Origin of the sequence: Flavobacterium rhamnosi, assembly GCF_048286515.1 — a bacterium.
Taxonomy (GTDB): domain Bacteria; phylum Bacteroidota; class Bacteroidia; order Flavobacteriales; family Flavobacteriaceae; genus Flavobacterium.
In genome coordinates this window covers 92572-105303 of the sequence record NZ_JBLVPS010000011.1, presented here as the reverse complement: position 1 = coordinate 105303, position 12732 = coordinate 92572, and the positions used below count along the sequence as shown (strand labels likewise).

The 12732-nt window shown below is 37.3% G+C and carries 6 protein-coding genes; all 6 read right to left on the bottom strand.

Annotation, left to right across the window (positions count from 1 at the left end; translation table 11 throughout):
* Positions 1 to 68: 68 nt before the first annotated feature.
* Positions 69 to 2075, bottom strand: a complete 2007-nt coding sequence (locus tag ACNQGN_RS10780; RefSeq protein ID WP_417987839.1) for a glycoside hydrolase family 97 protein — start codon at positions 2073 to 2075, stop codon at positions 69 to 71.
* 83 nt (positions 2076 to 2158) lie between these two features.
* Positions 2159 to 4558, bottom strand: a complete 2400-nt coding sequence (locus ACNQGN_RS10775) for a glycoside hydrolase family 31 protein (RefSeq protein ID WP_417987838.1) — start codon at positions 4556 to 4558, stop codon at positions 2159 to 2161.
* A 34-nt stretch (positions 4559 to 4592) separates the two neighbouring features.
* Positions 4593 to 7040 (bottom strand): glycoside hydrolase family 2 TIM barrel-domain containing protein, encoded by a 2448-nt coding sequence (locus ACNQGN_RS10770; protein WP_417987837.1) that lies wholly within the window; start codon positions 7038 to 7040, stop codon positions 4593 to 4595.
* A gap of 183 nt (positions 7041 to 7223) precedes the next feature.
* A complete protein-coding gene (locus ACNQGN_RS10765; RefSeq protein WP_417987836.1) occupies positions 7224 to 8063 on the bottom strand; it encodes a hypothetical protein in 840 nt (279 codons plus the stop codon).
* Positions 8064 to 8086: 23 nt separating this feature from the next.
* The gene (locus ACNQGN_RS10760) at positions 8087 to 9643 is read right to left on the bottom strand and encodes a RagB/SusD family nutrient uptake outer membrane protein (RefSeq protein WP_417987835.1); all 1557 of its coding nucleotides are present in this window, start codon (positions 9641 to 9643) and stop codon (positions 8087 to 8089) included.
* Between the two features lie 11 nt (positions 9644 to 9654).
* Entirely contained in the window at positions 9655 to 12699 is a 3045-nt protein-coding gene (locus ACNQGN_RS10755; protein ID WP_417987834.1) for a SusC/RagA family TonB-linked outer membrane protein, read from the bottom strand.
* Between the last annotated feature and the right edge of the window lie 33 nt (positions 12700 to 12732).

Sequence of the window (12732 nt, the reverse complement as noted above, 5' to 3'; positions counted from 1 at the left end):
TCAAACTCGTTATGACAAAAAGAGAGTAAAGATGCACTTACTGTGCATCTTACAAGAGATCCTATAAATTATAATTTTTTAAATCGTATCGCTGTTCCTCCGGCACCACCTAAATGCAATTTTAATACATCCGAAGCTTTAACCGTTTTTTTAGTAATTGATACAGCGGATGGATTGTGCGTTTCATCTGTTCCTTCCGCATCAGCATAAATCTGCGCTTCATAAGTTGCTTTAGCATCTAAAAAGGACAATGGGATATCTAAAACTCTACTTTTCTCATTAGTCAAACTTCCTAAATACCAATCGGCACTATTTTGATCTTTACGGACAGTAGTGATGTACTCTCCGATTTCTGCGTTCAAGACTTTGGTGTCTGCCCAATCTGTAGGTACGTCCTTCAAGAATTGAAAAGATGGATTTCCTTCATAATTTTCGGGAAGGTCAGCCAACATTTGTATTGGGGAATAAAACACCACGTATAATGCGAGTTGTTGCGCCGTTGTTCCGTGTATTCTTTTTCCTGGATATCCTTGTTTGATTTCTACATCTAAAACTCCTGGCGTGTAATCCATTGGCCCTGACAACAGTCTGGTAAAAGGCAAAATAGTTGCATGATTTGGTGGGTTCCCTTCACTCCAGGCATTGTATTCTTGTCCACGTGCTGCTTCTCTAGCCAACATATTTGGATAGGTTCTACGTTCTCCTGTATCTTTGATTGGTTCATGATAAAAAACAGCCAAATCATATTGTGCGGCTTTTTCAAGTACGTACCTAAAATAGTTCACTCCGAACTGTCCATGATGCCATTCTTTCATATTTAATTTGGAGCCCACATGGCCAATTTTAACGGTATGAATTCCTAGTTTTTTGTACAAAGCAAAACCTGCGTCGATTTCTTTTAAATAATTAATCAAATTAGAACCTGTTTCGTGGTAGCCGATAAGTTCCACTCCTTTTTTGTTTCCGTATTCCACTACTTTTTCTAAATCAAAATTGTCGGCACTTTTAGTAAAACTAAACATATGCATATGGTTTTCGTACCATTGCGGTGTCCAACCTTTATTCCAACCTTCAATCAATAAATGGTGGAATCCTTCTTTGGCTGAAAAGTCAATATATTCTTGTGCATGTTTGGTTGTAGCGCCTTGAATATCGCTTTCCCAAAAAGAATATTTCCCGATGTGCATTCCCCACCAAATCCCTAAATATTTATAAGGTTTCACATAATCTGGTTTGCCTAATTTATTGGGTTCGTTTAGATTTAAAATCAAATAAGAATCGACTAAGTCTCCTGCATTTTCGCCTATTTGAATGGTTCTCCAAGAAGAGGTAAACGTATCTTTCACACGAACTTTCACGCCATCAGCCCAAGACACTAAGTCAGTTTTTAATTGTGTTCCGGTGATGTTTACTAATGTTGTACTGGCAAAATTAATTAGATTCGCTTCGTGGAAACTCAATTTTAAACCGCTTTTGCTCTCGATTGTGAGTGGTGTATGTACTGTGTCGATAGCGTTTATAGTTGAATTTTGATATAAATACTCATAACGATTTTCTCTGTAAGCAGGAATCCACCACGCTTTTCCTTCTTCTTTCAGATTAAAAGTAGTCTTTTCATCCATGATAAAAATACTGTCTTTTGTTCCTTGTTTAGGATACACGTACCTAAAAGCTATCCCGTCATCGTATGCACGAAACTGAATTTCAAGTTTGCGCTTTTGTTTGTTTTTCTGTTGTAGTTTCACCACCATTTGATTGTAATGGTTTCTAATATTCTTTTTTTCTCCCCAAACCTGTTCCCAAGTTTCATCGAAGGTTGTTTTTTCAACCTTTGTCACTTCAAAATTTTTGCTTAAGTCGTCATTGTTTTTCAGTAAAAAACCCATTTCAGAAGGTGTGATAACTTCTGTTTTTTTGTGTGAAACGGCATATTTCGGAGCGCTATTTACTAATTCAAATTTGATTTGATTTTGCCCTCCCGGAGAAGTCAATTCGTAGGACTTTGTTTTTTTGCCTTGAGCGCTACCTATAACTATTGAAAGTAATAGAGCGGGAAGTATCAGTTTTTTTATCATGATGTTATTTCTTAATAGTCTTTTTTATAAATCAGGGAATTAAGCAGCCTCTTAACTCCCGATTTAAAACTAACTCAACTTATTTATTTTACCCACTCCGTTTTGAACGTGGTTTTTCCAGTTAATGGATTTGATGTTGTTTCAAAAGTGGTTCCCTTTTTAGAAAGAGAGATCGTCTGAACGGCATCTCCTTCAGGTAAGAAAACTTTTGCGGTAGCGCTATTAGTGCCTTCAGTTGCAAATACTTTCAGTGTTAATTTGCTCCAATCCATGTCTTTTGTAGATTGTGCCAATGCAATATGAGGAATCGCTGAACCATCTCTAACTAAAACTACGATTGGGATAGCACCCGCTTTGATTTTATGCCATCCGCCTTCGTACACTTTTTTGGTTTGGTAATCAATCCAAGTTCCTGCTGGAAGATAGACATCTCTCTCGGTAACTTCTTCAAATAAAGGCGCCACCAACATACTAGATCCGAATAAATATTCATTATCAACTAACCAAGATCCTGCATCATTTGGATATTCTAAAAATAAAGCGCGCATCATTGGCAATCCTTTTTGAGAGCTTTCTTTGGCCTGAGCGTATATGTATGGCATTAATTCGTAACGCATATTATCAGCGTTTCTAAATCCTTCCAAAAAGTCTTTGCTGTACAACCAAGGTTCTCTTGGAGGTTCACCATGGCTTCTTACGTGAGATGTTAACATTCCGAACGGGGCCCATCTGCGGTATAAATTTTCTGGTGATTTGGTTGCAAATCCCCCCACATCATGACTCCAGAAACTGAATCCGCTTAGTCCTAATGAAAGTCCTCCCCTTAGTTCGGCGGACATCGCGCCATTAGTCGTTTCTGCATCACCACCCCAGTGTAATGGGTAGCGTTGGCTTCCTGCCCAGGTACTTCTCGCCCATATTAAAGTATATCCTTTCTCTTTTTGAGTGATTTCGGCAACCGCTTTGTTATAACGCAATGGGTATAAATTATGCTCATAGAAACCGGTACGTCCTGAATGGTAAATTCCGTCTGGTGGCGCAGCTTCTCCAAAATCTACTTTGAATACACTTACTCCCTGATCAAATAAATGTTTCAATTTGGCTTGATACCATGTCACTGTTGCTGGATTCGAAAAATCCAATACTGCATCTTCGTAAGGAAGATTCCCTTTGCGGTCTCTTACAGCTAAATTTTTATCCATTATTTCATTGAATAATGTGTTTTTTGGACTGAAATAAGGTAATTGCCATAAACATACCTGAAAACCATCATCTTTCATATCCGACATCATTTTTACTGCGTCTGGAAAACGCTCTTTAGAAAACTCATAATTATTTCTCCAATCAACATCGAACCACCCTGTATCAAAGTGAATTACATCAGTTGGAATTTTATATTTACGTAAATCTTTAGCCACTTGACGGCCTTCTTTTTCTGAGAAATAAGTGATGCGGCTCATCCAAAAACCAAATGACCAAAGTGGTGGCATCGCTGCTTTTCCAGTCAAGTTGGTATATTCATCTAGTATTTCTTTTGGTTCTCCTATGAAAAAAAACAAATCGGCTTCATCATCACCAATATACATTTCATTGGCACTTCCATAATATCTTCCAAAATCAACTGTGATTGGAGTTGAGTGGTGCATGAAAACACCATATCCACGGCTACTCATATAGAACGGAACCGGTTTGTACATTGTTTCGTTTTGGATTCCGTTAGCATCATCTGTCCATAAGACTACTTTTTGTCCGCGTTTATTGAATTGGGTGAACGATTCTCCACAACCAAATATTTTTTCGTCTGGCTCTAAACTGAAAGCGGCTCCCATACTTCTGGAATAATCACTGTTTCTGCGTACAAATGAGAACGGAAGTGTTGGCGTATAGGTGTTTTTAAAATCAGAATCATGTAATGTACCCGTTAACAATTTCCCTTTCTCATCGTAGATTTTTACGTGCCAAGGTTTAGTTTGAATTTCAACCGAACCATGTTTACTGGTAAATTTATAACCGGCTTCGATTTTGGAATATTTCCATAGTTCTGGATGATTCGGAGCAACTCCGTCAACCAGCATCAAAGATTCTTTTTCAGGATGAAATTGTGGTCCTGAAGTTGTCTTAATTCGCAACGTTCGATCTGAAATAAACTGAATTTGGAAAGGCAATTCAGGAGAAACTTCATACTCGGTAGCTGGAAACTCATTGGCAGGAACTACATCAGGTTTCATCATCATATTGTTGAAGGCCTGACGGGTTTTATAATTGTATCTAAGATATTTTACCGTTCCTTTTCCTGTTTTCGGATCAAAACCAGTTAGCTCATCAGCAAAATAAAACGTATTTAAATAATTCTGAAAATCCTTACTGATATCCATCGGTGCATTAAGAACATCTGCATTTTGAATTTGTGCAGATGCTTTTGGAGTTGTAAAAAGTCCAAATAACACAGATGAAAATAGTGCTACTATTTGTGATTTCTTCATTTTTTTGAAATTTGTGTTTACTGTTCTTTAATCGTTATTTTTTTACCATTATTGATGTACTGCTACTTTTCAATCCTTTGGCACTCGCTGTCAGTTCTAATTTTTCGTTTTTATTTCCGGCTTGTATTACCACCAAACATTTTCCGTTTAAGGCAGTATGTTTGGTTCCTTTATACGATTCATGACTCACAGGATCACCACTGCAAACACCTACGATTTTCCCGTTTCCTTTTAATGTAAATTGAATTTCGTTATTGGCATTTGGCGAAGGCACACCATTTATATCAGTAATAGCAACGGTTACAAAAGACAAATCATTTCCATCGGCATGTAGGGTTGATCTGTCTGCAGAAAGTTTCAAAGTTGCTGGATCTCCTGCTGTTTTAATTGTTTTTTCTAATACCGTCTTACCGTTTTTACGGGAAACTGCTTTTAGTGTCCCTGATTGAAAAGGTACACGCCACATGATGTGTAAATCATCGCCTTCTTTCTTTTTAATGCCTACTGATTTTCCGTTAAGGAAAAGCTCTACCTCATCGGCATTATTGTAATAAGCCCAAACATCCACGTTTTGACCTTCTTTCCAATTCCAATGCGGGAAGAGGTGCAACACAGTTTTATCTGTCCATTCGCTTTGATACATGTAATAGACATCTTTAGGAAAACCCGCTAAGTCAATAATTCCAAAATAGGAGCTAATCGATGGCCATTCGTAAGGGGTTGGTTCCCCAATATAGTCAAAGCCTGTCCAAATGTACATTCCGGAAAGGTAATCGTGTTTTTTAATCACTTTCCAAGTCGCTTCATGTGTAGAACCCCAAGGCGCCTGAACCTGATCGTAAGCAGATACTGTGTTGCCTGGATTTCCTGTAGTTAGAGGAATGTCCCAACGTTTTGGCCATAATTTTATAGTATCAGAAACCGCGTCATAATAGCCTCTTGTTTGCAAGGCTGAAGTGGTCTCTGTTGCTATAAAAGGAATTCCTGGAAATACTTCCTTGTGTTTGGTATAGGATTCATGAGCATAATTGTACCCTATTAAATCTAATGCTCCGGAAGCTGCGATTTTATTTTCTTTTGTTGGCGGATTCATAGCTGCAGTGATTGGGCGGGAAGCGTCCAGTTTTTTGGTTAATCCGGCTAATTCTAAAGCGATTTTAGCTCCAGATTCATCCCATTGTTCTGGAATTTCGTTACCGATACTCCAGATAAAAATGCTTGGATGATTGCGGTCACGAAGGATTTGATCTTCGATGTCTTTTACATGCCATTGATCCCAGTTGAGGCTGTAATCGAATTTGGTTTTACTTTTTTTCCACATGTCGAAAACTTCATTCATGACAATGAAACCCATTTTATCACATAAGTCTAAAAGTTCAGGAGCAGGAGGATTATGGGATGTTCTGATGCCGTTTACTCCCATTTCTTTCAAAATTTCCAATTGGCGTTCAATTGCCCTGGTATTGATGGCTGAACCTAACGGCCCTAAATCATGATGTAGGCAAACACCTTTGATTTTTACTTTTTTCCCGTTTAGAATAAAACCTTTATCAACATCAAAATTAAAACTTCTGATTCCAAAATTGGTTTTGTACTGCTCCACAATTTTATTGTCTACACTAATTTCTGTAACTGCAGTATAGAGTTCCGGTTTTTCTGCAGACCATACTATAGGTTTAGCAACAGTGGTTTCTTGTTTGATTGTCTGGGAAGCATTGGCCTTGATACTAATCTTTTGATTAGCCGAAATTACTTTTTTGCCCTTATAGTATATTGTAGTAATCAGCGAGGCATTCTTCACCGTTGCATATTGGTTTTTTATTGTAGTTTCCAGACTAATAATTGCGCTTTCAGAACTGGTCTTTGGCGTAGTAATATAAGTCCCCCATTGGTCAATATGCAGTTTGTCTGTTGTCTCCAACCATACATTTCTGAATATTCCTGATCCGGAATACCAACGAGAATTAGGTTGTTTTGAATTGTCAACTTTTACTATAATTTCATTGTTTTTATCTCCGTAATTCAGATAAGGAGAAAGGTCGTATTGAAAACCAATATACCCATTTGGACGCTTGCCCAGATAATGTCCGTTAATCCAGACTTCACTGTTTCTGTATACTCCATCAAAAATTATAGAAGTTATTTTTGTTTTATTTACAATGGGAACTTTAAATGTTTTTTTGTACCATCCTAATCCTCCATTAAGAGCACCTCCGCCATAACCGGCAGGACTTTTTTCATCAAATGCGCCTTCAATGCTCCAATCGTGCGGTAGATTCAATGTTCTCCATGCGGTATTAGTATTAATGGTATCTTTATCTTTAATACTGTCATTCAGGTGGAAATTCCAACCGGAATTAAAAGCAATTTTTCTGGAACTGAAATTGGCTTTACCTCCTTTTGCATTAAATGCTAGAGCTGTAATGACAGCTATTAAAATCAGAATTTTTAGAAAATTGCTTTGGCCTTTCATTGTATTCATGTGAATTAATTAAGTAGTTAAAACTACCGATAAGTACTTTAAATATTAGCTTATCGGTAGAAATAAACTGTTTGCTGTGTTTTTAAGTTTAAGCAACGGTGTGTTAGCTATTCAGAAAATTATAGTTGAAGTTCAGAAACGTATAATAACTACCATTTTTAATTTAAAATCATCCAAATATAATTATGCTTTTGGCTTAAAGTGGTAAACAATCAAACAAACTCCCTGACCTCCTCTGTCTTGGTCACGAATAACGGCCAATCGCATTGAAGTTGCAGTAAGTTCTATAACTTTTACGTTTACCCAGTTGCTCACGTCTGGATGATAATTCCCACCAAAAAGCATTTCTGCACCGCCGTTAAATACTAGCCTGTGGTTTGCAATATCAAAGGAAAAACTACCGCTTTTAGTTGTCTGATCAGTAGTGTTTAGTGCTGTTTGTTTAACAGTTGTGTTGTAACCACCATTAAGATCGAAATGCATTTCACCCCAATTTTTGTTTTCCATTACCCAAGAGTTTCCGGCATAATCGGGAATCCAAGCCCAATTATCACCAGTTGGACCCGGATAATCTAGCCCAGCCCATCCGATAGGATCGGTGAAGTCCAGTACCCAGGTTTTTCCAGCTACACCGTTAGCAAGCAAAGACCATTCTGGGGCGCTGAAATAGTTTGAGTCATTTTGTAATATGGATACCGTTTTGGTAGCCGTTACTGAACCGCCTTGTGTATAGGCGGAGAAGTTAATGTTGTATGTCCCTGCAAACGGCATGGGAATACTTATTTCGTTTAGATTTGAATGTCCTATTTCATCACCTTTTGCATTTGTATAACTCCAATAGGGTATAACATTGGGCGTCTGGTTTTTTAAGACTATAGTATTTCCAGTTGCTACCGCGGTAAAATTAAGATCTGAGGAAGCAAGAGTCATAGCAGGAAGACTGTTACGATCTTCTATTGGTTCGCAGGAAAATAAGGATCCTATTGCTATTACAGTTATTAATGTGAGAAATATACGTTTCATAATTATCTGTTTTTTTAAGTTAATTACCATCCTGGGTTTTGTTTTATTGATCCATTAGAAAGTACGATTTGAGATTGTGGCAATGGGAACCAACCTAAAGTTTCTGTTCTGAAAGTGACATTAAATTGGGGATCAACAGCAACATTATCAATAGCTGCTTTAGCCACATCTGTACCTTGTCTAATTAAGTCAAAATAACGTTGTCCTTCCAAAGCCAATTCCAAACGGCGCTCTTCCATAATTTTTGTTTTAGAAACTAAAACATGATGTGTTGCATCTTTATAAGCACGGTCACGTACTCGATTTAGACAGGTTTGTGCAAATCCATCGTTTGTACCTAAATTAAGTTCTGATGCCATCAACAAGACATCTGCAAAACGAATCACGACATAATCCTGATAATTATCAATTTGGAAATTTCCTGTTCCTGCTTCAGTGGTAATTGGACAATATTTTTTCCAGGCATATCCTGTGTATTGACGTTGCTCTCTGGCTTCTGCATCGAAATCTAAACCTTCCCCTTCAAAATCGATAATGGTTGCGTCTCTACGTGTATCTCCAACACCATAAGCATTATATAGTTTAGGATTAACAGTTGCGCCACCCCATCCTGTAGCATATGGTCCTATATTACCACCACGAGGAGCGATAAGCACTTCGAAACGGTTTCCTTCATGAAGATTCCAGTCTCCTTTACCGGAACCATTAAAGCGAATTGCCCAAACCATTTCGGTATTGTCTTCACCTGCAAAGTCTGCAAGAGAAGCCGCTAACCATAAGTGAGCGAAATCAGAAACTAAAGCGTGTCCACTATTATTAACTGCATCATTTATATATGTTGCTGCTTCGGATTTACTTATAACACCTGCTAAATCTGCTTTTTTATAGTAATCAGTGTAGAACAAAAATGTTTTCCCAATATAAGCTTCAGCAGCCCATTTTGTAATACGTCCATAATTTGTATTTCCTGTTTGAGAATAATTTTCGTTCCCTAAATTATCCGCAGCAAATTTTAAATCACTGGCGATTAAAGCATATGTTACCTCCGGAGCAACTCTGGGTGAATAAATTTCATCTGAAGTGATGGTATGGTCTAAAGCGACAACATCTCCAAACATTTTAGACAATTGAAAGTGAAAATGTGCTCTCAAAAAACGGGCTTCTGCTTCGTATTTTGTTTTAAGTGCAGTATTTGCTCCCCAATTTACTTTATCTAAATTTTCTAAGAGGATATTTGCTCGGTAAATTCCTTGGTAACAGCTTTTCCAAACCGGACTATTCATTTCTTTATCAGAAATGTATAAAAAGCGATCCCATTCTAAATCTCCTTGCCCATCAGCAATTCCGTATCCTCCGAAACAATTGTCCGAAGCCTGCTCACTAATTAACAAAGGACCGCCATATCCTTCTCTTTGTAGTATATCATAAACCGCTACAAGTCCTTCAAAAGCATCTTCAGGAGTTTTGTAAAAATTCTCGGTTACTTTTTCCGTGTAAGGGGCGTTTTCCAAAAAATCATCGGAGCAGGCTCCCAAAACTAATAAGGTAGAAACAGCAAATAATTTTATATATTTTTTCATAGTTATGGCTTTTAAAAATTAACATTAAGACCTATCATGTACGTTCTTGGCTGCGGATAAAATCCTACGTCAATTCCTTTCGCCCAAGATTGGTTTGAATTTCCAAATCCAATTTCAGGATCCATTCCTTGGTATTTTGTGAATGTGAATAGGTTATTTGCCGCTACATAAAGTCTGAATTTGCTAAAGAAATCTAATTTGTTCGATACTTTTACTAAATCGCAACCCAAAGTTGCACTCTTAATTCTAAAGAAATCAGCATTTTGTAAATACAAATCAGAGAATTTGGTATAATTTCCGTTAGGATCCGTACCGTAAGTAACTCTTGGTATTGAGTTTGAAGTGCCTTCTGTAGTCCATCTGTCTAAAATAGTAGTGGTATAATTATTATAAGCACGAGTATAATCATGGACTCCAAAAGCATTTTGACTTCCTGCTACACCGTAAGTGTAAATAGAAAAATCAAACGCTTTATAAGCTACTTCCATACTCAAACCATATGTGATGTCCGGATTTGGATCCCCAATTTTAGTTTTGTCATTAGCATCAATTTTTCCATCGCCGTTTAAGTCAACGAAACGAACGTCGCCTGGTCGTGCATTTGGCTGAACAGTGGTTAGTTCTGATGTATTTTGAAAAATTCCGTCTGTTTTTAGTCCATAGAAATAACCAATAGGTTGTCCTACTTCTACTCTGTTCATCTCATCCAATCCTTGGAATAACAGGTTTGAATCCCCGTGAATAATTCCTTCTGCATTAGCAATTCGAAGTACTTCATTTTTATTGAAAGAAGCGTTTCCGTTTACCGAGAATGACCAGTCTTCTCCAAAATTAGTTCGGTATCCCAAACCAAGTTCCACTCCTTTATTGTTAATATCTCCTCCGTTGATATAAGGCGGTGCAGCTCCTGCAATATCTGGAACTGAAGCCTGAACTAACCAGTCTTTGGTAGTCTTATCATAATAATCAAAAGTCAAATTAAAAGAAGTAAACAAAGTCACATCAAGACCAAAATCCAGTTGTTCTGAAGTTTCCCATTTTAAATCAGGATTAGAAAGGGCATCTGGGCTAGATCCCACTTGCAACGTTTCTGTTCCTGTACCAAAATGGTAGCTTTTGTCATAGGAGCTGATGGTTGACATGTACGCAAATTGTTTAGAAAACTGGTCGTTTCCGTTTTGTCCCCAACTGGCTCTTATTTTAAGGCTTTTTACAACATTATTTTCTGGGAAAAAGCTTTCGCGATCGATGTTCCACCCAGCAGAAAATGCAGGAAATATTGCATATTTGTTATTTGGTCCAAATTCTGAAGAACCATCTCTACGGATGGTTGCCGAGAACAAATATTTATTGTCATAATCGTATAATAAACGTCCAAAATAGGATTGGATGGAATAATCATTACGACTTCCGGCTACTGTATTTGAAGTTTGGTCTGTAGCATTGCTTAAATAAGCATGGTCGAAATCATCAAAATTCAAATTTTTACCTGTAGCACTCATGTAATCTGAAGTGTTTTTCTTTGCAGATGTTCCCACTAGTACATCAAAATTGTGTACGTCATTTATAGCTACTTTATATTGTAAGGTGTTTTCAAACAACCAACCCAATCCTTTATTAGAGCTTTGTGTTACACTAGATACTATATTATTGTTGTTAGAAGACAGCGAATAAATTGGAGAAAAAGAGCGGAAGTTACTGTTCGTTATATCTACACCAAAACTAGTTCTGAATGTAAAGTTTTTCAAAAATTTCGCCTCTGCAAAAATATTTCCTACGTAACGATCAATTTTATTTTCATTGAAATTATTATAGTACAAAGATCCCAAAGGATTGCTTATATCAGCAGAAAGTACAGAATGTGCAAAATCACCATTTTCATCATAGGCAAGATCTAAAGGAGCTGCATTTAAAAATCCTCTGATACTGTTACTGTAAATTCCATCATCTGAAATTCCACCACTTTCGATATTTGCATAAGTGAAATTCTCTCCGATTTTTAAATGATCCGCTATAATATCAGAGGTAGAATTCACATTAAATGTGATACGATTGTATTTCGATTGATTGTTTTGGCTTCCGATAAGTCCATCCTGTCCATAATAGGATAGTCCGGTAGCAATAGTCGATTTTTTATCTCCACCTGTAATCATTAAGGAATGATTTTGTTTCATTGCACCTTCATTAAACAAGTCATTTTGCCAATCATGATTTGGCATTGCTGCTATTTGTTGCGGAGAGTATAATGGAGACATTCCTGAATTTACTCTTGCTTCATTCATGATAGTCGTGTACTCTTGTGTATTAAGCATGTCTAGCTTTTTAGCTATTTGTTGGTATCCTGTATAGCTATTTAATGACACATTCATTTTTCCATCCTTTCCTTTTTTGGTTGTTACCAATACTACCCCATTCGCAGCTCTTGCTCCATAAATGGAAGCAGCAGCTGCATCTTTTAGAATGTCTACCCTTTCAATAGAAGAGGGGTCTAAATACCCGATACCGTTATCTACCACAACACCATCCACTACATAAAGGGGAGTGCTGTTTCCTGCAGTTCCGACACCACGAATGTTTACTACCATGCCAGCTCCGGGTTGTCCGGAAGTTGAAGTTATAGATACTCCGGAACTTTGTCCTTGTAAAGCATTCACAACATCTAAACTAGCGACTTGTTGAATGTCTTTTCCTGTTACCAAAGAAGTGGCCGCTGTAGAAACTTTTTTCTTTTGAGAACCATATCCTATTACAACAACCTCTTTTAGATCGGCTGATTCCACTTGCATGGCAACGTTAATTTGTGTTTGGTTTTTTACGGATACCAATTGCGTTTTGTATCCCATATAGCTGATTTTTAATACAGCGTCTGATTCAGTGTTAATTTGATAATTGCCATCAAAATCGGTCATGGTACTTTTATTTGTTCCCTCTACAAAAATACTGGCTCCAGGAATACCCATGCCGTCGCTACTAGATGTTATCTTTCCGCTAACGGAATGAGATTGCTGTTGTGCAAAACCTGATTGCAGCATAAATAAGCTGAATAGTAATGACATACAAAAGGGAAGCATTGTCGGTATACAATATTT

Excerpts from the sequence above, each read along its gene's own strand:
- ACNQGN_RS10780 (WP_417987839.1), bottom strand. The coding sequence starts at position 2,075 with ATGATAAAAAAACTGATACTTCCCGCTCTATTACTTTCAATAGTTATA.
- ACNQGN_RS10775 (WP_417987838.1), bottom strand. The coding sequence starts at position 4,558 with ATGAAGAAATCACAAATAGTAGCACTATTTTCATCTGTGTTATTTGGA.
- ACNQGN_RS10770 (WP_417987837.1), bottom strand. The coding sequence starts at position 7,040 with ATGAATACAATGAAAGGCCAAAGCAATTTTCTAAAAATTCTGATTTTA.
- ACNQGN_RS10765 (WP_417987836.1), bottom strand. The coding sequence starts at position 8,063 with ATGAAACGTATATTTCTCACATTAATAACTGTAATAGCAATAGGATCC.
- ACNQGN_RS10760 (WP_417987835.1), bottom strand. The coding sequence starts at position 9,643 with ATGAAAAAATATATAAAATTATTTGCTGTTTCTACCTTATTAGTTTTG.
- ACNQGN_RS10755 (WP_417987834.1), bottom strand. The coding sequence starts at position 12,699 with ATGTCATTACTATTCAGCTTATTTATGCTGCAATCAGGTTTTGCACAA.